Genomic DNA, 21,923 nt, shown 5'->3' on the forward strand with positions numbered 1-21,923 from the left:
GCCATCAGACCGCCCTGGGGGCGGCCGGAGGAGGGGCGTGGGATGTCGGGCCGTGCACGGTACTCCCTTCACAGCTGTCCTGCAGCCCTGACCGCCGCCGGCCCGGGCCGGTGGGGGTCAGGGCGGCGCCGGCGTCCGGTGGCGGCGGACGACCAGGGCGGCGGCGTCGTCGTCGTGGCCGGTGAGATCCGCGACCTTCATCACCCGCGAGACCATGGTCTCGGGGTCCGCGTCCAGGTCCGCGGTCACCACCTGCCGCACCCGCTCCAGCCCCTCGTCCAGGCAGAAGTGCGGCCCCTCCACCACCCCGTCGGTGACCATGACCAGGATGACCTCCTCCGAGGCGCCCATGTGGCCATGGATCACCGGGTACTGGGCGCCCTGCAGGATGCCCAGCGGCGGGCCGCAGGCGCCCAGCAGGGTGCCCGAGCAGCCGTCGGGTGTGGCCCAGACGGTGGGGACGTGCCCGGCGCGGGCGCCGGACAGGGCCGGGCCGGGGGTCGTCCCGATCCGCAGCAGGGTGCAGGTCGCGAAGAGGCCGCAGCCCAGTGCGACCAGCAGGTCATTGGCTGCGGAGAGCACCTCCCCGGGGTTCGCGGTGACGCCCCCGACCGCACGCAGGGAGGCGCGGACCTGCCCCATGACGGCCACCGCGTCGACGTCGTGGCCCTGCACGTCGCCGATCACCACCCCGATGGAGCCGTCCGCCAGGGAGAAGGCGTCGTACCAGTCGCCGCCCACCTCCAGCCCGTTGCGGGCGGGCACGTACCGGGCGGCGAACTGCAGGCCCGGCAGGTCCGGCAGCTGCGGAGGGAGCATGTGGCGCTGCAGGGCCGTGGCCAGGTCGACCCTTGCCCTCTGCAGCTTGATCCGCTCCAGGGCCTGCTCGACCAGACTGCCGAGGGTGAGCAGGGTCTCCTCGGCCGTGTCCGGCACGCTGGGACGGCGTCGAGTCATGACCCCTCCAAGGGGTCGCGGTACCTACCTGCACTCCAGCGTAGTTGCCCGGTCGCCGGCCGGCCCCGCGGCGCCGCCCGGGCGTACGGTGCGCAGGCGGGCAGGGCGCGTCAGCCGCCGGAGTCGAGCCTGAGCCGGGGGCGTTCCAGTTCGAACCAGACGGCCAGGTCCAGGGCGCGTTCCAGTGCCGCGCGTTCAGCGGTGCCGACCAGGTGCTGTTCGGTGTCCGCGATCGACCGGAGCCGGTCGCGGTCCATCAGCTCCAGGGCGGGACTGCGCCCGGCCGTCAGCAGCTCCCGGATCTGGGTCTGCAGCTCCTTGGTGTAGCCGGGGTCCTGGGTGGAGGGGTAGGGGCTCTTCACCCGCTGGAGGACCGAGGCCGGCAGCAGGTCCCGGACGGCGTGCCGCAGCAGGCTCTTCTCCCGGCCGTCGAAGGTCTTCGCCGACCAGGGGGTGTTGAAGACGTACTCCACCAGGCGGTGGTCGCAGAAGGGGACCCGCACCTCGAGGCCGGTGGCCATGCTCATCCGGTCCTTGCGGTCGAGCAGGATCCGGACGAAGCCGGTGAGGTGCAGATGGCAGACCTCGCGCATGCGGCGTTCCATGCCGTCCTCCCCGTCCAGGCGCGGCACCCTGGCGAGGGCCTCCTGGTAGCGGCGGTCGAGGTAGCCGGGTACGTCGAGCAGCCGGGTCAGCCCGGGTTCCAGCACCGTGGTGCCGCTCAGGCCGTGCCGCAGCGCACTGGCCATCCAGGGGAAGGTTCCCGCGTCTCGAGCGGCGGGGTCGTGGAACCAGGGGTAGCCGCCGAACACCTCGTCCGCGGACTCTCCGGACAGTGCCACCGTGGAGTGCTCGCGGATCGCCCGGAAGAGCAGCAGCAGCGACTGGTCCATGTCGCCGAGGCCCAGCGGCAGATCCCTGGCCCGCACGGCGGCGGTCCGTACGGCCGGGTCGGCCAGCTCCTTGGCGTCCAGCACGATGTCGCGGTGGTCGGTGGCCGCATGCCGTGCCACCTCGTGGACGAAGGGGGTGTCCGGGGTGGCCCGCAGCTCGTCCTGGACGAAGTTCTCGGTCTGGCCGACGAAGTCCACCGAGAAGCTGCGCACGGTCTCCCGGCCCCGCAGTTGCCGGGCCGCGAGCGCGGTGACCGCGCTGGAGTCCAGGCCGCCGGAGAGCAGGATGCAGCGCGGTACGTCCGAGACCAGCTGCCGGCGGGTGATGTCCTCCAGGAGTTCCCGCACCCGGGCGACCGTGTCCTCCAGGGTGTCGGTGTGCTCCAGGGCCCGCAGCTGCCAGTAGGTGCGGGGGTGCCTCCCGCCGCGGTCGAAGGTCACCACGGTGCCGGGCTCGACCTCGTGCATGCCGGACCAGACGGCGTGACCCGGGGTCTTGGCCATGGAGAACAGCTCGCGCAGTCCCTCCAGGTCCACCTCGCGGGGTGTCTCCGGGTTCGCCAGGATCGCCTTGGGTTCGGAGCCGAAGAGGACACCGTCGGCGGTGGGGAAGTAGTAGAGCGGCTTGACGCCCATCCGGTCGCGGATCAGCACCAGCTGCTCGGTGCGGGTGTCCCAGACGGCGAAGGCGTACATGCCGTTGAGCCGCTCGGGCAGCCGGTCGCCCCACTCCAGGTAGCCGCGCAGCACCACCTCGGTGTCGCTGTCGGTGCGGAAGCGGTGGCCTCTGCGACGCAGTTCGTCACGGAGTTCCACGTAGTTGTAGACCTCGCCGGAGTAGACCAGCACCACCTCTCCGTCGGCGGTGCGCTCCGTCATGGGCTGGCCGCCCCCGGGGAGGTCGATGATGGCCAGGCGGCGGTGCCCCATGGCGGCGCGGCTGTCCAGCCAGAGCCCTTCCGCGTCCGGCCCGCGGCAGGCCATGGTGGCGGTCATCGCCTCAGCGGTGGCCCTCTCCTGCCGCAGGTCGCGTCGGTAGGACACCCAGCCGGCGATACCGCACATCGATGACACTCCTGATCGTCGAGCCCTGTCTCCCTCGGCTCAACGTAACTCCAGGCATTCATCAGCAAAAGTCATGAATCCCGCAAATCACCCCTGGATCGGCCGGCTGCCCGGCGATCGCGGCAGTCCGCCCCCTGGCCGCCGGGCCGGCCGCACCCGGGGCTCGCGGCGGCCGTCGCTCCGCTGCCCGCTGGGCCGACCGGGGTACGCCGGATCCCGCGGCCCCCGGCACGGGGGACGCGGGATCCGGCCGCCGACCGCCGCCGGTGGTCCCAACCGGTCGGCGCGGCGCGGTCAGCGGGTGGCCACGGTGGCGGTCATCTCCCACATCAGCACCTCGGCGCCGTCCGGCCCGCCCGTCATCCGGCGGCCGTCGGAGCGGCTGATCCGGGCCGCGTCCCCCTGCGCGAGGACTCCGGAGCCCTCCAGCTCCACCTGGCCGCGGGCGACGAAGAGGTGGACGAAGGGAGCGGTGGCGACCTCGAGGGTCTCGCCGGGGCGCACCCGCGCGACATGCAGCGCGGCGTGCTTCTGGCGGATGCCGATGGCGCGCCGCGACGCATCCCGGGGCATGCCCGAGGCGAGAGTGGTCCAGCCGCCCCGGTCGAGCTCGCCGTTGATGTCGAGCTGCTCGTAGCCCGGGCGGATGCCCGCCTCGTCGGGGATGGTCCACATCTGGATGAAGCGCACGGGGACCTGGTGCTCGGGGTCTCCGGTGAGGGTCCAGGAGTCGTTCTTCTCGCTGTGCAGGATGCCCGCGCCGGCGCTCATCCGCTGGGCGAGGCCCGGGTAGATCACTCCGTTGTGCCCCTCGGAGTCCTGGTGGACCAGGCTGCCCTCCAGCACCCAGGTGACGATCTCCATGTCGCGGTGCGGGTGCGTGTCGAAGCCGGTGCCGGGTGCGACGACGTCGTCGTTGGAGACCAGGAGCAGCCCGAAGTGGGTGTTCTCGGGGTCCCAGTGCCGGGAGAAGGAGAAGGAGTGGTGGGAGTCCAGCCAGCCGGCGCGGGTGTGGAAGCGCCCGCCCGCACGGCGGACGTCGACGAGAGAGGACATGGCTTCTCCTGAGGTCGTGGGAGTCGCCGTCGGCGGCCCCGCGAGAACTAGTTGAAGCTTATACAATTTTGCCCGCCGTTTCATTCCGGGCCGCCCCATCGGCTCCGCCGGGCCGCCTCCCCGCTCCCCCCGAGCGCCCGCCCGCGCCGGACCGCGGGACACGGGCCCGGCGCGGTTCGCGCCCGGGCCCCGGGCGGCACGGGCGGGCGGGCCGGAAATGCGGTGCGGAGCACGGCGGCACTCCGGCACACTCGAGCGGTCCGTCCAGGGAAGGACCCACCGTGCACCTGCTGCTCTCCGGCATCGTCGGCTCCACCGCGTACGGGCTGGCCCACGCGGGCTCCGACGTGGACCGCCTCGGCCTGTTTGCCGCGCCCACGGAGGACCTTCACGGCCTGCACCGCCCCGCGGAGTCCCAGGTGTCCACCCGTCCGGACCGGACGCTCCACGAGGCGGCCAAGTGGTGCCGGCTCGCCCTGTCCGGCAATCCCACCGTGATGGAACTGGTGTGGCTGCCCGGCGAGCTGTACGAGGTGCGGACGCCGCTCGGCGACGAGCTGATAGGGCTGCGCGGCGCACTGCTCTCCGCCCACGCCGTACGGAACGCCTATCTCGGCTATGCCACGCAGCAGTTCCGCAAGCTCCGTTCCCGGGACCACGGCGTGCTCTCCGACGAGACGCGCCGCCGCAGCGCCAAGCACGCCAGACACCTGGTGCGGCTGACCGAGCAGGCCGTGGAGCTGCACCGCACCGGGCGGCTGACCATCCGGCTCGCCGACCCGGAGCGGGTCCGGGAGCTGGGCGAGCGGGTGGTCGACGACCCGTCGGCGGGTGAGCGCATCATCGCGCGGGCCCAGGCCGCGCTGGACGGGCCGGGCGTGCTGCCGCAGTCCCCGGACGAGGCCTCGGTGGAGGCCTGGCTGCGGCGGGTGCGGGCGTTCCACTACACCAGGGAACCGATCGGGGCCTGACCCGTGCGGGGAGCGGCTGACGGCGCTGCCCGGCCCGGGCTCCGCCGTCAGCCGCCGGGCGGTAGTCCCCATGCAGGGGCGCGCGTGGCGGACGGGCTGCCCCCGTCCGCCACGGCCCGGTGGATCAGATGGTCCCGGTGTCGATGACGAAGCGGTAGCGCACATCGCTGGTGAGCACCCGCTCGTAGGCCTCGTTGATCCGGTCGGCGCTGATCACCTCGATCTGCGCGCCGATGCCGTGCTCGGCGCAGAAGTCCAGCATCTGCTGGGTCTCCGCGATGCCGCCGATCATCGAGCCGGCCAGCGCCTTGTTGCCGCCGATCAGCGAGAAGACCTGGACCGGGACGGGGTGCCCCGGGGCGCCGACCTGGACCATGGTGCCGCCGGCCTTCAGCAGGCCGAGGTAGGCGCCGAAGTCCAGGTCCGCGGAGACGGTGTTGAGGATCAGGTCGAAGGAGCCGGCGAGCTGCTCGAAGGTGCCGGGGTCACCGGTGGCGTAGTAGTGGTCGGCACCGAGCGCCAGCCCGTCGTCCTTCTTGCGCAGCGACTGGCTGAGCACGGTCACCTCCGCCCCCATCGCATGGGCGATCTGCACGCCCATGTGGCCGAGGCCGCCCAGACCGACGACGGCGACCTTCCGGCCGGGGCCGGCGCCCCAGCGGTTCAGCGGGGAGTAAGTCGTGATGCCCGCGCAGAGCAGCGGCGCGGCGACGTCGAGGCCGATGCCCTCGGGGATGCGCAGCACATAGCGCTCGTCCACCACGATCCTGGTGGAGTAGCCGCCGTAGGTGGGCTCACCGTCACGGCCGCGCGCGTTGTACGTCCCGGTGTTGCCGTTGGTGCAGAACTGCTCGGTCCCGGCGAGACACTGCTCGCACTCACGGCAGGAGTCCACGAAGCAGCCGACGCCCACCCGGTCGCCCACCTGGTGACGGGTGACCGCGGAGCCGACCGCGGAGACCGTGCCCGCGATCTCGTGCCCGGGGACCATGGGGAAGATGGCCGGTCCCCACTCCTCGTTGACCTGGTGGATGTCGGAGTGGCAGATACCGGAGTAGGCGATGTCGATCAGCACATCGTGTTCACGCAGCTCACGACGGGGAATCTCGGTCCGCTCCAGCGGAGCCTTGGGGGCCGGGGCGGCGTAGGCGGGAACAGTGGTGACAGTCATGACCTCCATCCTGTGCGCAGGCCGGGACCGCAGCCAGCACCTTCCTGTTCGTACGCCTGCTGTTCGTACCACTGGCAGGAACACCCTCATACTCGCCTCATGGACCAGCGCACCACCCTGACCGAGTTCCTCCGTTCCCGCCGCGCCCGGTTGCAGCCGGAGGATGTCGGCCTGCCGTACTTCGGCAGCCGCCGGCGGGTGCCGGGGCTGCGCCGCGAGGAGCTGGCCCAGCTCGCGGGGGTGAGCGTCGCCTACTACGTCCGTCTGGAGCAGGGCAACGCCCGCAACGTCTCGGCCGCGGTGCTCAACGCGGTCGCCGACGCCCTGCGGCTCGACCCCGCCGAGCGCGAGCACCTCAACCACCTGGCCAAGCCCCGTCCCCGCCGCACCCGTGCCGCGGGCCGGCCGCAGCGGGTCCGTCCGGCGCTGCAGCATCTGCTGGACGCGATGGAGGGCATCCCCGCCTATGTGATCGGCCGGCGCAGCGACGTCATCGCCTGGAACCGGATGGCGTGCGCGCTCTTCGGGGACTTCGCGGCGCTGCCGCCGGACCAGCGCAACATGGCATGGCTGACCTTCATGGAACCGGCCTCCCGGGAGCTGTACGACGACTGGGAGAGCAAGGCCCGCGACGTGGTGGCCGGACTGCGGATGGACGCCGGACGCTACCCGGACGACCCCCGCCTGGCCTCGCTGATCGGGGAGCTGTCGGTGAAGAGCGAGGAGTTCCGGTGCTGGTGGGCGGCGCACGACGTACGGGACCGCGGACCGTGTGTGAAGCACCTGCACCACCCCGTGGTGGGGCGTCTCACCCTGGCGTACGAGACCCTGGTGCTGCCGATCGACACCGACCAGCTGCTGATGACCTACCACGCCGAGCCGGGCACCCCCTCCGCCGAGGGTCTGCGGCTGCTGGCGAGCTGGACCGCGGAGCAGCCCCCGGGGAGGTCCGAGGCGGCCGGGCACGGCACCGGGCGCGGCGGCGACGGCTGAGCGGACCCCCGGGCGCCCTCCGCCGTGGCGCGGATCTCCGGCCGCGCAACTAGGGTGCTGAGGGAGAGACCCGGTGGCGAAGCGCCAGAAACGTCTGGACGGCTATGGACAGAGAGCTCGGCGGCGTCGGCGGCCCCGCGGGCGGCCCGTCGCCCGACCCGTTCCAGGGTGCGCAGGCCGCCACCGCGATGCTGGACGCCCAGGGCACCGTCGTCCGCTGGAGCACGGCGGCGGAGCAGCTGGTGGACCGCCCGGCCTCGGCGGTGCTGGGCCGCCCGGTGACCTCGCTGCTGGCCGGGGCGGGACGGGGCCGTACCGAGGCGATGGTGGCGCAGCTGCTGGCGTCCGGGCAGCCCTGGCAGCGGGCCCTGCTGGTCCGCAGGGGGGACGGCCGGCTGCTCACCGTGACCGTGCGGGCGTTCCCCTCGATCGGCCCCGAGCCGGTACCGAGCTGGGTGCTGCTGGCCGCCCCGGCGGCGGAGGCCCGGCGCCGGGAGGAGGAGCAGGCCGTCCTGACGGCGCTGTTCACCGACTCCCCGGTGGGGCTGATGGTCTCCGACCTCAGACTGCGCTGCATCCGCCGCAATCCGGCGCTGGAGCAGATGACGGGGGTCCCCGACGGCGAAGGCCTCGGCAGAAGGCTCGGCGAGTCGCTGCCGGAGGTCGACTCCCTCGCGGTGGAGACGGCGATGCGGGAGGTGCTGGAGACGGGGGTCCCGCAGCTGGACATCGTCCACCGGGGCCGCACCCCGGCCTTCCCCGACCAGGAGACCACCTGGTCGACCAGCCTCTTCCGGCTGACGGACTCCCACGGCGGCGTCATCGGGGTCTGCCATCTGGTGGTGGACGTCACCGACCGCCAGCGGACCCTGGCGCGGGTGGCGCTGATCAACGAGGCCAGTCTGCGCATCGGCACCACCCTCGACGTGGGGCGGACGGCGCAGGAACTCGCCGACGTGGCGGCCCCGGCGCTCGCCGACACGGTGACCGTCGATCTGCTGGACTCGGTGCTGCAGGGCGAGGCGCCCTCGCCCGGTCCGGTGGGCGAGGACGTGACGCTCCGCCGCTGCGGCTACCGCTCCGACTGGAAGGGCCCGTCCCGGGCGGTGTGCGAGATCGGCGAACCGGCCCGCTTCTCGCGGTTCTCCCCGCAGGCACGCTGTATGACGGACCTTCAGGCGCGGCTGGTCGCGCTGTCGGAGGAGCCGCAGGACTGGCAGCTCGACGACCCCCGGCGGGCCGAGGCGATGGCCGAGGCGGGTGTGCACTCCCTGATCGCCGTTCCGCTGACCGCGCGTGACGTGCTGATGGGGGTGGCCACCTTCTACCGGTGGCGCAAGCCGTCCCCGTTCGACGACGAGGACCTCAGCCTGATCGCCGAACTTGCCGCACGGGCCTCGGTCTGCATCGACAACGCCCGTCGCTACACCCGGGAGCACCGCGCCACACTGGCTCTGCAGCGCCGGATGCTGCCCAGCTCCTCTCCCCCGCTGACCGCCCTGGAGACCGCCGGCCGGTACCAGCCCGCCGGGGAGAGGTCCGAGGTGGGCGGCGACTGGCTGGATGTGATCCCGCTGTCGGGTGCCCGGGTGGCGCTGGTGGTGGGCGACGTCCCCGGACACGGCTTCCAGGCCGCCGCCACCATGGGGCGGCTGCGTACCGCGGTGCACACCCTGGCCGATCTGGACCTGGCTCCCGACGAGCTGCTCACCCATCTGGACGATCTGGTCTCCCGCCTCACCGAGGAGGAGGACGAGGCCCTGCCCGCAGGCCTCAGCGAGGGCCCGGTGACCGGTGCCACCTGCCTGTTCGCGGTGTACGACCCCGCCGACCGGCGCTGCACCCTGGCCAGCGCCGGGCACTACCCGCCCGCGGTGGTGCACCCCGACGGCGAGGTCCGCTTCCCCGACCTGGCGCCCGGCCCGCCGCTGGGCCTGGGCGGGGTGCCCTTCGAGACCACGGAGCTGGAGCTGCCCGACCGCAGCCTGCTGGCGCTGTACACCAACGGCCTGCTGCTGGCCAGGGACCGGGACATCGACAGGGGACTCGGGGAGCTGCGGCGGATCCTGGCCCGTCCGGAGCGTCCCCTGGAGGAGATCTGCGACCAGGTGTTCTCGGAGCTGCTGCCGTTCCGGCCGCCGGACGACGTCTCGCTGCTGATCGCCCGCACCCGGGTGCTCGGTGCGGACCGGGTCGCCGCCTGGGACCTGCCGTCCGATCCCGCGATGGTGCTGGATGCCCGGACGCTGGCCACCGACAAGCTGGCCGACTGGGGCCTGACCGACATCCTGTTCACCGCCGAACTGGTGGTCAGTGAGCTGGTCACCAACGCGGTCCGCTACGGACGCCCGCCGATCCGGCTGCGGCTGATCCGTGACTCCGCGCTGATCTGCGAGGTCTCCGACGGCAGCAGCACCTCGCCGCATCTGCGGCGGGCCCGTCTCGACGACGAGGGGGGACGCGGTCTCTTCCTGATCGCGCAGCTGACCCAGCGCTGGGGCACCCGCTACTCGGGGACCGGCAAGACGATCTGGGCCGAGGTGCCGCTGACCCCGCTCGCCTGAGCCCGTCGCACGGTCATCCGGGCCCGGCGTACGGCGCCGCAGCCCCGGCGGCCGGGGCCCCGGCGTACGGAGGCGGCCCGGTTCAGCGCTCCTCGCCGGTCTGCAGCAGCCGCTGCAGCAGCCGTTCGTCCTCGTCGGTCAGCTCGGAGACGAAGCGCGCCAGCACCGCCTGGCGGTCGGAGCCGCGCTCCAGCAGCGAGAACATCCGGCCCGCCGTGTCCGCGGCCTCGTCCCGCACCGGCTCCCAGGTGTAGCCGCGCCCCTCGCGACGCCGGGTCAGCCGGCCCTTGGCGTACAGGCGGGACATGATGGTCAGCACCGTCGTGTAGGCCAGCTCCCCGGGCAGCCGCTCCCCCACCTGAGCCGCGGTCAGGGGCGCTCGGGCCGCCCACAGCACGGCCATGACCTGGGCCTCCAACTCGCCCGCCGCCTTGCGGCCCGCTCTGCCGGGCTGCCGGCCGTGCCCGTCCGGCACCTCGCACCTCCTCCTGGTCCTCATGGCCCCGCCGCTCCGGGCGGGCGCCGCGTTCCCTCGTGGGGCACACCCGTACCGGGGTGGGCCTGCGGGGGGACATCCAACGTACTACGGCCGTTCACCGGCCCGTCCTCGCGGGGCCGCGCGGGCCATGCCGGGGGTGGGGTCCGGCTTGCTACTACACGTTGTAGAGTTTGGCCCGCCCGGGCCGGGCACACACCCCGGCACCCGCTGGTCGGGCGCGCCCGCCTGCCCTCTGCCGGGCCGGGACGCCGCACCGGGACGGTTCCTTCCACCCCTCGCCACAGGAGGCTGCTCGGCCGTGTCGTACATAGCCAGTCCGGTGGGTGCGGACACCGCAGCCCACCACTCCGGCACTCCCGGGCAGCCCGCTCCGGGCCGCGTGGTGATCGTCTCCGCCGGCGTGGGAGCCGGCCACGACGGAGCCGCCGACCAGCTCGGCCGCCGCCTGACCGCGCTCGGCGGACAGGTGGAGCGATGGGACTTCCTGGACCTGCTCCCCGCGGGCACCGGCCGGCTGCTCTGCTCCTCCTACCACCGGATGCTGGCCCTGGTGCCCTCGCTGTACCAGCGCATCCACGACACCACCGGACGCACCGGCCGGCCCGGCGCCCTCCAGCGGGCCCTGCTCGGCCGGGCACAGACCCGACTGCTGCACCGGCTGCCGAGCGACACCCGGGCGGTGGTCTCCACCTACCCGCTGGCGAGCCAGACGCTCGGCGCCCTGCGGCGCAGCGGCCGGCTCTCCGTACCGGCGATCACCTATCTGACGGACTTCTCCGTCCATCCGCTGTGGGTGGCGCCCGGTGTGGACGTCCATCTGGCCGCCCATCCGCTGCCCGCCGCCGAGGCGACCGCGCTCGGCGCGGCCGGGACCCTGGTCACCGGGCCGCTGGTCGACGAACGCTTCCGCCCCGCCGCGGCCGACGCCCGCCGGGCGGCGCGCGCCAGGTTCGGCCTGCCCGCCACCGGGCGGCTGGCGCTGCTGGTCGCCGGTTCCTGGGGCGTGGGCGAGGTGGCCAGGGTCGCCGCCGAGGTCCTGCGGTCCGGTGCCGCCCTGCCGGTCGTGGTGTGCGGCCGCAACGAGGCCCTGCGCCGGCGCCTGTCAGCCCAGGGCTTCCGGCATGTGCACGGATGGGTGGCCGACATGCCGGAGCTGATGCAGGCCGCCGACGTCCTGGTGCAGAACGCGGGCGGCCTCACCTCGCTGGAGGCCTTCGCCAGCGGCCTGCCGGTGGCCAGCTACCGCTGCCTCCCCGGTCACGGCCGGACCAACGCCGCCGCCCTGGACGAGGCCGGGCTGGCCGTGTGGATCCGCGAGCCCGGGCAGCTGGCGGCGGTGCTCGCCGAACTGCCGGACGGACCGCGCGGCCGCAGCCAGCGCGCCGCCGGACGGGCGCTGTTCGCCTCTCCGGGCGGCCCCGCCCACGCCGTCGTCCGCGCTGCCGCCCCGGCGCCGGTCCCGGCGGCACCATGGATCCCAGCACCGAGGGACGCCCAGGCCCCCACCCATCGCACCGCGCCGCCCGGCGCCCTCACCGACCTGGCCCAGGGAGGTCACCGATGACCGCGGTCACCCCGCACCGCACCGTCTTCACCGCAGCGGCGGCGGCCGCCGCAGCCGCACTGGCCGTGCAGGCCGTCCCCGCCGTCTCCACCCTCGGGCCGCTGCGCAACCGGTGGATGCCCGGTCTCGCAGGTGTCGGACGCCCCGGCCATGTCGCGCTGACCTTCGACGACGGCCCCGACCCGATCTCCACCCCGCGTTTCCTGGAACTGCTGGAGAAGCGCGGGATCCGGGCGACCTTCTTCATGCTCGGCTCGATGCTCACCCTCGTCCCCGAACTGGCCAGGGAGATCAGCGCCGCCGGGCACGAGATCGGCATCCACGGCTGGGCACACCGCCCCCTGCTGCTGCGCAGCCCCCGCGCCACTTACCACGACCTGGCCAGGGCCCGGGACGCGGTGGCGGAGACCACCGGCACGGTGCCCAGGCTCTTCCGTCCCCCGTACGGGGTGATGAGCACGGCCGCGCACCTCTCCGCCCGGCGCCTGGGGCTCACCCCGGTGCTGTGGACCAGCTGGGGCGAGGACTGGACCAGCCGGGCCACCCCCGTGTCGGTGTACGGCACCGTCACCCGGGATCTGCGCGGCGGCGGCACCGTCCTGCTGCACGACTCCGACTGCACCTCCGCACCCGCCGCCTGGCAGTCGGCACTGGGCGCACTGCCGGGCATCCTGGACCTGTGCGAGCAGCGGGGGTGGGAGGTCGGCCCGCTGCGCGACCACGGCGTCCCGGCGCTGCCGAGCCTGGCCTGACCGGCGCTCCCGGCCTCGGACGGCGGCCCGCCGGGGACGGCCCCCGGAGGTCCGGGCGCACCGCCCCGGCGGCGGCCGCGCCACCGGGGCGGTGCGCCTCCCACGGGGCTGCAGCCGAGTGGTGCGGGGCCCCGAATGGGTGTGACATATGGGCATGGGCGACACCGTGGTCCCCGAAACCGCCGGTGGCCTTCCCGAGCCGAGCGGCGATGCCTTCGCCGTCGTCGACGGGCACGGTGCGCTGGCGGGCTGGAGCGTCGGTGCACAGCGGCTGCTCGGCTACCCGGCGGACGAGGTCCGGGGGCGCGGAGCGGCCTGGCTGCTGTACCGCCCGTCGGACGCGGCAGGGCTGGTGCGGCGCGGCCGCAGCGCCCGGTCGAACCTGCTGGGGCCGGTGACCCTGCGCCACCGGGACGGCGGCGAGGTCGAGGCGGTGCTGTGGGTGCACCTCATGACCTCCCCGGCCGGGGAGCCGCAGTGGCTGCTCCAGGCGGCCGAGGCGGCGGCGGTCCGCCGGGCGGATCTGCGCCGCTCGTTGCTGCGGGGCCTGTTCACGGAGTCGCCCTTCATCATCGACGTCTTCGACTCGGAGCTGCGGCTGCTGGCGCAGAACGACTCGCAGCGCCGCGCCCAGGGGTTCGCCGAGGAGACCGTGGGGCGCACCATGCGGGAGGCGGCGCCCCCCGGCCTGCTGGACCTGGACGCGCTGGAGGAGCGCCAGCGGCGGGTGCTGGCCACCGGCGTCGCACAGATCGGCGCGGAGGTGCACGGCCGCGATCCGGCGGACCCGCAGCTGGAGACGGTCTGGTCGGAGAGCATCCTGCCGCTGCGCAGCAGCGCCGGGGAGATCGTGGCGCTGGCGCATCTGGTCGCCGACGTCACCGAGGAGGCCCGGGCGCGGGGGCGGCTGGCCCTGGTCAACGACGCCAGCGTCTGCATCGGCAGCACCCTCGACGTCCTGCGCACCGCACAGGAACTCGCCGACTTCGCCGTGCCGCGGTTCGCCGACTACGCCTATGTGAACCTGCTGGACGCGGTGTTCAGCGGCGGGGAGCCGGTCACCGGTCCGCCGCCCGCGGCGACGCCGCTGCGGCGGGCGGCGGAGTCGATGGTCGACAGCGGGCCGGAGACACGGCTGGTCGCCCTCGGCGAGATCGACCTCCTGGCCTCCCGGCCGGGCTCCCCCACGCTGCGGGCCCTGGTCGACGGCAAGCCCCGGCTGCTGAGCGGGGAGACCCTCGCCACCAGGTACCCGCCGTCCGACGAGCGGGGGGCGGCGCTGCGCAGCCACGGCGTCCACTCCCTGATCCTGGTGCCGATGCACGCGCGGGGGGCGGCCCTGGGCACGGCCATGTTCTTCAGGTTCCGGCGCACCCGCAACTTCGAGCCCGACGACGTGCTGCTGGCCCAGGAGGTCGTGGCACGCGCCGCCGTCTGCATCGACAACGCCTCGCGCTACACCCGGGAGCGGACCACCGCGCTGGCCCTGCAGCGGAGCCTGCAGTTGCAGCGGCTGCCGGCGCTGCGGACCCTGGACGCGGCGTCGCGCTATCTGCCGCCCGGGGGCCCCGCCGTCCTGGGCGGCGCCTGGTTCGACCTCATCCCGCTGTCCTGCGCCCGGGTCGCCCTGGTCGTCGGGGACACCGCCGGCGAGGGGGTCCACGCGGCGGTGGCGATGGGGCGGCTGCGCACCGCGGTGCGCACCTTCTCCGACCTCGACATGGCACCCGACGAACTGCTCACCCATCTGAGCGACCTGGTGAAGCGCGCCGGGGACGGGCACGGCCTCGGCCCGGCCGCCGGGAGCGGGGAGACCACCTGCATGTACGCGGTCTTCGACCCCATCTCGCAGCAGTGCGCGCTGGCGAGCGCCGGACACCCGTGGCCGGCGCTGGTGACGGCCGGCGGTGTGGAGTACCCCCGCCTCGCAGCGGGCGCCCCGCTGGGGGTCGACGGGGCCCCCTACGAGAGCTGCGAGATGACCCTGTCGCAGGGTGACCTGCTGGTGCTGCACTCGGCGGGGCTGCTGGCGACCGGGGACGGCCGGCCGGACGGTGACGGCGCGGACCGGCTCCGCGGGGCCCTCCGCGACGCCCGCGTACCGGCGTCCACCGCGCGGGAGACGGGCCGGACGGACCAGCTCGACAGGGTCTGCGACGCCCTGCTGCGGCGCCTGCTGCCGCAGCACCGGGTGGGCGATGTGGCGCTGCTGGTCACCCGGTCCCGCGGGCCGCAGGCGGACCGCCATGCCACCTGGGACGTACCGGCCGAACCGGAGGCGGTGGGGCGGGCCCGGACCCTGACGGGCGGCAAGCTGTCCGAGTGGGGCCTGGAGGAGCTGGAGTACACCGCCCAGCTGCTGGTCAGTGAGCTGGTCACCAATGCCGTCCGCTACGGCAGCCCGCCGATCCGGCTGCGGCTGATCCTCGACCGCCGGCTGATCTGCGAGGTGACCGACGGCAGCAGCACCTCGCCGCACGTACGGCGCGCCCTGAAGACGGACGAGGGCGGACGGGGGCTCTTCCTGGTCACCCAGCTGGCGGAACTGTGGGGCACCCGCTACCACGCCCGGGGCAAGTCCATCTGGGCGGAACTGCCCCTGCCCGCGGAGTCCTGACCGCGCCGCTCCCCGGCGGCACCTGACCGGGGGGCGGCGGGCGCGGGCGCCGCTGTGTCAGCCGCCGGCGGGCAGGACCAGGGCGGCCGTCAGCCCGTCGAGTTCGGCGGGGGTGAGGCCGTGCCGCAGCAGCCACTCCGCGCCACCGCCGAAGTCGCTGTGCAGGATCTCCAGGAAACGGAGCATCACCTCGGCGTCGGCGACCAGGTAGCGCCGTCCGGACGCGGTGAGCTGCCGGTACGAGGGCAGCGTCGCCAGCCGGGCCCGGATCCGCGCCACCCGCTGTGCGGTGAGGGCGTAGTCGGCGGCGACGGCGTCGGCGGGCACCCCCACCGCGTCCAGCAGCAGGGCCGCCAGCACACCGGTGCGGTCCTTGCCGACGGCGCAGTGGAAGACCACCGCGTGCCGCTCGCCGTCGGCGACGATCCGCGCGGCACCGGTCAGCGTCTCGCCGCTGCCGGCCAGCAGCGCCCGGTAGAAGTCGACGAGGTCGCCGCCGGACCGCTGCGGCACCGCGTCGGCGCTCTGCGGCCGCGGGGTGCGGACGGGCAGGTTGACCCGGTGGACGGCGGCGGACGCCAGCAGCCCGTGCCCTTCGACGGCCGACTCCTGGCGGCTCCGCAGATCGATCACGGTCCGCAGCCGCAACCCGTCGACCAGCACCTCCACATCGGCGGCGGTGGCCTGCTGCGGGGTGCTCGCCCGGTAGACGACGCCGCGCCGGGTGGTGCCGCCGCCGCGTACGGGGAGGCCTCCCAGGTCGCGGACGTTGTCGATCTCGGCGAACTCCACCCAGCGGGGCGCGTCCGCCCCCGACCCGTTCTCCACTGCTGCCATCTGCCCTCCAGGCAGGAGATCCCTCCAGGACGTCCACCGTCGGCGAGCAGGGCCGGCGGGCGGTGGCAGCAGGAGGGCCCACAGTCCGCGTCTCACCCGGATAGGTGGTGCCGCTTCGACGCGGACGCCGTGCCACCACTCCCGGACCGGCGCCCTGGGACGCCGGTTGCACCGTATCGATCCGCGGCGGCCCGCGCAGTGGCCACCGTCACTCGGGGGCCGGGTTCGGGTGCGGCGGGCGTCCGCTGCTCCGGGGGTTGCTGACGGACCGGGGCCGGGGCGCCGTCCGTGCAGCCATGGCCCGCGCGTGCGCGGCGGCGTACGTTGCCGGCTGTTGACGAGGCGTCAGTCAGTCGCCAGGAGCGGTTCCTGGCCGCATTCCCAGCGCTGGTACGGCTGCTCGACGCCGCGCCGTGGGAGCCGCACCACCAGCGGTGGTGCGGGCGGCTCTGCTGACCGGCCCGCGGTACGGGCCGATCGGCCGCCCGGCCCGTACCGCGGGCGCGGGCGGCCGGGCCACGGCCGGGGGTCAGCCGCAGGAGGCGGCCTCGTCAGGCCCGTGCGGGGCGATCACGGTGACACCGGCTCCGGGGGCCGCGCCCATGGCCGTCAGCGCCTCCGGGGCGTCGTCCAGGCGGATGGTGCGGGTGAGCAGCCGGTCGGGGCGCAACGCGCCGGCGGCGATCATCCGCATCATCGGCGGGTAGTCATGAGCCGCCATGCCATGGCTGCCCAGCACCTCCAGCTCCCAGGCCACCACCCGTTCCATGGGCACCGCGGTCATCCCGTCCGCCGACGGCAGCAGCCCCACCTGGACATGCCGGCCGCGCCGTGCCAGGCCCAGTACGGACGCCGCGCAGGTCTGCGGGCTGCCCAGCGCGTCCAGCGAGAGCTGCGCCCCGCCGCCGGTGGCCTCCCGGACGGCCTGCGCGGTCCCGCCCGGCGCCACGGCGGCGTCGACGCAGACCGCGGCGCCGAACTCCCGGGCCAGGTCGAGGGCGGCCGGGGAGACGTCCACCGCCACCACGCGCGCTCCGGCGGCGGCCGCGATCATCACCGCGGAGAGTCCCACGCCTCCGCAGCCGTGCACGGCCACCCACTCGCCGGGGCGGACCCTGCCCTGCCCCACCACGGCGCGGAAGGCGGTCGCGAACCGGCAGCCGAGCCCGGCGGCGGTGGCGAAGGACAGTTCGGGAGGCAGCGCGACCAGGTTGACGTCCGCGTTCTCGACCAGTGTGTACTCGGCGAAGGATCCCCAGTGGGTGAAGCCCGGCTGGGTCTGCCGCTCGCACACCTGGTGGTCGCCGGCCGTGCAGGACGCGCAGCGTCCGCAGGCGCAGACGAACGGCACGGTGACCCGGTCCCCGGGCCGCCATCCGGCGACCTGCGGGCCCACCGCCTCGACAGTGCCGGCCAGTTCATGGCCGGGGACATGCGGCAGCGCGATTCCCTGGTCGTGGCCCATCCAGCCGTGCCAGTCGCTGCGGCACAGCCCGGTCGCGGCCACCCGCACCACCACCCCGCCCGGGGTGGGTTCCGGGGCAGCGACATCGCGGACCTCCGGCTTCCCCTGGAACTCGTCGAACACCACTGCGCGCATCCAGCGCCCTCCTCCGCAGTCGGACCCCGCGGACGGCAGCATCTCACCGGGCGGCACCCGGGCGGCGAGCGGCCGGGGCCACCGGAGGGCGAGCAGCAGGGGCCGGTTGACGGGCGGCGGCACCGGGTGCCAGGCTCTCGGCCGGAGAGCGCTCCCACCACCTGCCCCGGCGGGGCGGAGCCGCTGCGCCCACCCGTTCGTCAGGCGCGAGGGACCACCATGAGCAGCATCTTCGTCACCGGTTCGACCCAGGGCATCGGTCTGGAGACCGCCCGCACGCTGGCCGCCGCCGGGCACCGCGTGGTGGTGCACGCCCGCGACGACGCCAGGGCCGCAGACGTCCGGCGTGCGCTGCCCGCCGCCGACGCGGTGGTGGTGGGCGACCTCGCCTCACTGGCCGGCACCCGGGCCGTCGCGGCGGCCGCCACCGCGGCGGGCCCCTTCGACACCGTGATCCACAACGCGGGTCTGGGCGGGGGAGCACCCCGCCGTACGGTGACCGCGGACGGCCTGGAACTGCTCTTCCAGGTCAATGTGGTGGCCCCCTATCTTCTGACGGCTCTGATGCCCAGGCCCGGCCGGCTGGTGTACCTCACCTCCGGGCTGGAGGCCGCGGGCCGTCTGCGCTGGGACGACCTCCAGTACGAGCACCGGGCGTGGGACGGCATGCAGGCCTACTCGGACTCCAAGCTGCACGACGTGCTGCTCGCCTTCGCCGTGGCGCGGCGGTGGCCGGACGTACCCACCGACGCGGTCGACCCCGGCTGGGTGAGGACCCGGATGGGCGGCCCCGGCGCCACCGACGAGCTGCCGCAGGGGGCCGACACCCAGGTCTGGCTGGCCACGGGCGCGGACCCGGAGGCGAAGGCGGGCGGCCGGTACCTCAAGCACCGGCGGTCCCTCAGGGCCAATCCGGCCGCCTATGACGAGGCGGAGCAGGAGCGGCTGCTGGCCGTCCTCGCGCGAATCACGGGCGTCGCCCTGCCCGCCGTCTGACCCGTCACCACCGCGGCTCCGGCCTGCGCCGCGCCCCGGGGCCCGCGGCGCCCGGTGCCGCTGCCCCGGGCCGTCGCCTGCCCGGTCCGCGGCGCGCCCGCGGCGTTGCCCGGTCCGCCCTCGGCGGCGCGTGAGGACGTCCTCCGGTCCGGCCGCCCGTTCCGCCCCGCCCGTTCCGCCCTGCCCGTTTCGCCGTGCACCCACGGCGGCGCACGGCCACACCCACTGAGGGACGGCGGCGGATCTCCCGCACACGTCGATACGCTTCGACGGCTGATCACCACAACCCGCCCGAATGCGGCGAGGCACAGCAAAGCCCCGCAACCCCGGGGAACCGCGACCGCCGTTGAACACAGCAGTTCAGACCGGCCATTTGGCGTCAACTTCAGCCCCGTCCCTTGACACCGCCGATGGAGACGATCAGCATCGAAGCGCTTCGAAGCGCTTAGAAGCTCAATTGCCCGGCCCTGAGGGGATCGAAAGTGATCGACACGCACCTGCCCTTCCGTGACCCGCAGCTGCCGGTCGACCAGCGCGTCGACGACCTGCTCTCACGTCTCACCCTCGAAGAGCGGGTCGCGATGCTGCACCAGTTCGCTCCGGCGGTCGAGCGGCTGGGCGTCGGCGCCTTCCGGACCGGGCAGGAGGCGCTGCACGGGGTCGCCTGGATGGGACCGGCCACCGTCTTCCCCCAGGCCGTGGGACTCGGCGCCACCTGGAACGAGGAACTGGTGCGCCGGGTCGGCGACGCGGTGGGCGCCGAGATCCGGGCCATGCACGCCCGCGACCCCAGGGTCGGGCTGAACGTCTGGGCGCCGACCGTCAACCTGCTGCGCCACCCGCTGTGGGGGCGCAACGAGGAGGGCTACTCCGAGGACCCGGCGCTGACCTCGGCCATCGCCGTCGCCTACACCCGCGGACTGCGCGGCGACCACCCCTCGCTCTGGCGCACCGCGCCCGTGCTCAAGCACTGGCTGGCCCACAACAACGAGACCGACCGCGACACCTCCTCCTCCTCGGTACGGCCCCGGGTGCTGCACGAGTACGATCTGCGGGCCTTCCGCGCCGCCGTGGAGTCCGGGGCGGTCGCCGGGGTGATGCCCTCCTACAACCTGGTCAACGGGCGCCCCAACCACCTCTCCCCCCACCTGGAGGAGCACCTGCGCAGCTGGACCGCGCAGGACCTGGTGGTCTGCTCCGACGCCGGCGCCCCGAGCAACCTGGTGGGCTCCGAGCACTACTACGACACCCACGAGGAGGCCACCGCCGCCGCCCTGCGGGCCGGCGTGGACAGCTTCACCGACCACGGCCAGGACTCCTCCACCATCGTCGCCCGGCTGCGCGGCGCCCTCGACCGGGGCCTGATCGAGGAGCGGCACATCGACCGGGCGGTCCGCCGGCTGCTGGCCATGCGCTGCGCCCTGGGCGAGTTCGACCCCCGGCCGGCACCCGGGGCCGCAGCGGACCGCTTCGACACCCCCGAGCACCGGGCACTGGCCCTGGAGGCCGCCGAGCAGGCCGTGGTGCTGCTGAAGAACGACGGGCTGCTGCCGCTCGCCGAGGGCACCAGGATCGCCGTGGTCGGCCTGCTCGCCGACGAGTGCAAACTCGACTGGTACAGCGGCACCCTGATCCACCGAAGCACCCCGCTGGGCGGGCTGCGCGAGCGGTTCGGCGCCGCGAACGTCTCCTTCGCCGAGGGCGCCGACCTGGTGCGGCTGCGGACCGCGGCCGGCTGGGTGCAGGTGCCGCTCGCCGGGGACGGCGCCGACGGGGCGGACGCGGTACGCGGCGCCGAGGGCTCACTCGACCCGGCGCTGCTCGCCGGCCGTACCGACCTGCCGCCGCTGACCTGCGGCGACGACCCCGCGGAGCTGGCGCTCGTCGACTGGGGCGGCGGGGTGCTCACCCTGCGCGCCGCCGACGGCCGCTATCTCTCGGTGGCCGACGACGGCCGGCTGCGCGCCTCCGCCGACCAGCCCGGCGGCTGGGTCGTCCAGGAGACCTTCCGGCTGGAGGAGCAGCCGGGCGGGCAGCTCCTCCGCCATCTGGGCAGCGGCCGCGCGGTGGCGGTCGGCGACGACGGTCTCGAGGTCGCCGACCAGGGTGACCTCTTCGAGGTGGTCGTGGTGCGGCACGGTGCCGAGGCGGTGGCCGCCGCTGCGGCGGCCGCCGACGTGGTGGTCGTGGTGGCGGGCAACGACCCGCACATCAACGGCCGGGAGACCGAGGACCGCACCACGCTCGCCCTGCCGGAGCAGCAGCAGCGGCTGTGGCGTGCGGCCCGCGCCGCCAATCCCCGTACGGCGCTGGTGCTGGTCTCGTCCTACCCGTACGCCGTGGCGGAGGCCGCCGCGGAGCTGCCCGCCCTGCTGTGGACCGCCCACGGCGGCCAGGCGGCGGGCACCGCGCTCGCCCGGGTGCTGGCCGGGGACGTCTCGCCCGCCGGCCGGCTGCCGCAGACCTGGTACGCCGCCGACGCCGACCTGCCGGATCTGCTGGACTACGACGTGATCGGCGGCCGGCAGACCTATCTCTACTTCGAGGGCGAGCCCCTCTACCCCTTCGGCCACGGCCTGTCGTACAGCTCCTTCGGATATGACGGCCTGTCGGCCGAGCGCGACGGCGACCTGCTGAGGGTCGGCGTCACCGTCCGCAACACCGGCGCCCGCACCGCGGACGAGGTGGCCCAGCTCTATGTCCGCTTCGAGGACGGGACGGTGCCGCGTCCGCTGCGGCAGCTGGTCGCCCATCGCAGGGTGACCCTGGCGGCGGGTGCCGGGCAGCGGCTGGAGTTCGGGATCCCGCTTGCCGAGCTGGGGTTCTGGGATGTCGCCCGCGGCCGCTGGACGGTCGCCACCGGCCGGTACACCGTGCTCGCGGGCGCCTCCGCCGCGGACATCCGGTGCACGGCGACGGTGGCGGTCGACGCCGAGGCGCCCGTCACCCGCGACGTCCTGGTGCGCGGCCTGGCCGCGGCCGACTACGACGAGCAGCGCGGCACCCGGATCGTCGACCNNCCGTGGCGGTGGACGCGGGCGGCAGCGGGGTGCTGCTCTTCCGCGGGTGCGACTTCGGCGACGGCGCCACCACCGTGGCCGCGGAGGTGTCCGCCACCGGGCCCGGCGCCGTGGAGTTGCGGCTGCCGGACGGGGCGGTGCTCGCCTCGCTGGCCGTGCACGCGACGGGCGGTCCCTACGACTTCACCACGGTCAAGGCCGAGCTGCTGCTCTCCGGGGTCACCGACCTGGAGGTCGGGGTGAGCGGAGCGGTGCGGCTGGCGGGGCTCTCCTTCAGCTGACCGCCCGGCGGCCCGGTCCGCCGGGACCGCTGCCGGACGGGGCGGCCGAGGTTGCCCCGTCCGGCGGGGGCGGGATAGGTTCCGGCC

16 protein-coding genes are annotated in these 21,923 nt (G+C 74.6%); 9 read left to right on the forward strand and 7 right to left on the reverse strand.

Annotated elements, in window-relative coordinates; genetic code table 11:
* Nucleotides 1-117: 117 nt before the first annotated feature.
* The 3 genes from AOK09_RS14920 to AOK09_RS14930 all read right to left on the reverse strand — a co-directional run bounded on the left by AOK09_RS14920 (nt 118) and on the right by AOK09_RS14930 (nt 3,971).
* Nucleotides 118-957 (reverse strand): PP2C family protein-serine/threonine phosphatase, encoded by an 840-nt coding sequence (locus AOK09_RS14920; RefSeq protein WP_055587673.1) that lies wholly within the window; start codon nt 955-957, stop codon nt 118-120.
* Nucleotides 958-1,067: 110 nt separating this feature from the next.
* The gene (asnB, locus tag AOK09_RS14925) at nt 1,068-2,915 is read right to left on the reverse strand and encodes an asparagine synthase (glutamine-hydrolyzing) (RefSeq protein WP_055587674.1); all 1,848 of its coding nucleotides are present in this window, start codon (nt 2,913-2,915) and stop codon (nt 1,068-1,070) included.
* A 294-nt stretch (nt 2,916-3,209) separates the two neighbouring features.
* The gene (locus tag AOK09_RS14930) at nt 3,210-3,971 is read right to left on the reverse strand and encodes a pirin family protein (RefSeq protein WP_055587675.1); all 762 of its coding nucleotides are present in this window, start codon (nt 3,969-3,971) and stop codon (nt 3,210-3,212) included.
* Between the two features lie 281 nt (nt 3,972-4,252).
* Here AOK09_RS14930 and AOK09_RS14935 point away from each other — a divergent pair, with 281 nt between their 5' ends.
* Entirely contained in the window at nt 4,253-4,942 is a 690-nt protein-coding gene (locus tag AOK09_RS14935; RefSeq protein WP_055587676.1) for a nucleotidyltransferase domain-containing protein, read from the forward strand.
* A 124-nt stretch (nt 4,943-5,066) separates the two neighbouring features.
* Here the strand turns inward: AOK09_RS14935 and AOK09_RS14940 are convergent, their stop codons facing one another.
* Entirely contained in the window at nt 5,067-6,113 is a 1,047-nt protein-coding gene (locus AOK09_RS14940; protein ID WP_055587686.1) for an NAD(P)-dependent alcohol dehydrogenase, read from the reverse strand.
* Nucleotides 6,114-6,212: 99 nt separating this feature from the next.
* Here AOK09_RS14940 and AOK09_RS14945 point away from each other — a divergent pair, with 99 nt between their 5' ends.
* Together AOK09_RS14945 and AOK09_RS14950 are read left to right on the forward strand one after the other, a co-directional pair.
* Nucleotides 6,213-7,106 carry a helix-turn-helix domain-containing protein gene (locus AOK09_RS14945; protein WP_055587677.1) on the forward strand — a complete coding sequence of 298 codons (894 nt, stop codon included), beginning with the start codon at nt 6,213-6,215 and terminating at the stop codon, nt 7,104-7,106.
* Nucleotides 7,107-7,210: 104 nt separating this feature from the next.
* Nucleotides 7,211-9,670 carry a SpoIIE family protein phosphatase gene (locus AOK09_RS14950; RefSeq protein WP_055587678.1) on the forward strand — a complete coding sequence of 820 codons (2,460 nt, stop codon included), beginning with the start codon at nt 7,211-7,213 and terminating at the stop codon, nt 9,668-9,670.
* An 82-nt stretch (nt 9,671-9,752) separates the two neighbouring features.
* On the opposite strand, the gene AOK09_RS14955 is transcribed toward AOK09_RS14950, so the two are convergent.
* Nucleotides 9,753-10,145, reverse strand: a complete 393-nt coding sequence (locus AOK09_RS14955; protein WP_265736724.1) for a BlaI/MecI/CopY family transcriptional regulator — start codon at nt 10,143-10,145, stop codon at nt 9,753-9,755.
* A gap of 322 nt (nt 10,146-10,467) precedes the next feature.
* On the opposite strand from AOK09_RS14955, the gene AOK09_RS14960 reads away from it, so the two are divergent.
* The 3 genes from AOK09_RS14960 (at nt 10,468) to AOK09_RS14970 (ending at nt 15,102) form a co-directional block, all read left to right on the forward strand.
* Nucleotides 10,468-11,733, forward strand: a complete 1,266-nt coding sequence (locus AOK09_RS14960) for a glycosyltransferase (RefSeq protein WP_157875902.1) — start codon at nt 10,468-10,470, stop codon at nt 11,731-11,733.
* A complete protein-coding gene (locus AOK09_RS14965; RefSeq protein ID WP_079063074.1) occupies nt 11,730-12,485 on the forward strand; it encodes a polysaccharide deacetylase family protein in 756 nt (251 codons plus the stop codon). Before AOK09_RS14960 ends, AOK09_RS14965 begins: the two co-directional genes overlap by 4 nt.
* Before the next feature lie 154 nt (nt 12,486-12,639).
* Nucleotides 12,640-15,102, forward strand: a complete 2,463-nt coding sequence (locus AOK09_RS14970; RefSeq protein WP_063795955.1) for an ATP-binding SpoIIE family protein phosphatase — start codon at nt 12,640-12,642, stop codon at nt 15,100-15,102.
* A 57-nt stretch (nt 15,103-15,159) separates the two neighbouring features.
* Here the strand turns inward: AOK09_RS14970 and AOK09_RS14975 are convergent, their stop codons facing one another.
* Nucleotides 15,160-15,939, reverse strand: a complete 780-nt coding sequence (locus AOK09_RS14975) for a tyrosine-protein phosphatase (protein WP_055587681.1) — start codon at nt 15,937-15,939, stop codon at nt 15,160-15,162.
* Between the two features lie 529 nt (nt 15,940-16,468).
* Nucleotides 16,469-17,539, reverse strand: a complete 1,071-nt coding sequence (locus AOK09_RS14980; RefSeq protein WP_055587688.1) for a zinc-dependent alcohol dehydrogenase family protein — start codon at nt 17,537-17,539, stop codon at nt 16,469-16,471.
* Nucleotides 17,540-17,758: 219 nt separating this feature from the next.
* Between AOK09_RS14980 and AOK09_RS14985 the strand changes: the two genes are divergently transcribed.
* From AOK09_RS14985 to AOK09_RS42100, 3 genes are all read left to right on the forward strand, one after another.
* Nucleotides 17,759-18,535 carry an SDR family NAD(P)-dependent oxidoreductase gene (locus AOK09_RS14985; protein ID WP_055587682.1) on the forward strand — a complete coding sequence of 259 codons (777 nt, stop codon included), beginning with the start codon at nt 17,759-17,761 and terminating at the stop codon, nt 18,533-18,535.
* Nucleotides 18,536-19,017: 482 nt separating this feature from the next.
* The coding region (locus AOK09_RS14990) for a glycoside hydrolase family 3 C-terminal domain-containing protein (RefSeq protein ID WP_407675401.1) at nt 19,018-21,553 on the forward strand (2,536 nt) is incomplete at its 3' end.
* An 88-nt stretch (nt 21,554-21,641) separates the two neighbouring features.
* Nucleotides 21,642-21,836, forward strand: coding sequence for a carbohydrate-binding protein (locus AOK09_RS42100; protein WP_322973176.1), 195 nt, complete (start codon nt 21,642-21,644; stop codon nt 21,834-21,836).
* Nucleotides 21,837-21,923 lie beyond the last annotated feature (87 nt).

Source organism: Peterkaempfera griseoplana, from assembly GCF_001418575.1.
Taxonomy (GTDB): domain Bacteria; phylum Actinomycetota; class Actinomycetes; order Streptomycetales; family Streptomycetaceae; genus Peterkaempfera; species Peterkaempfera griseoplana.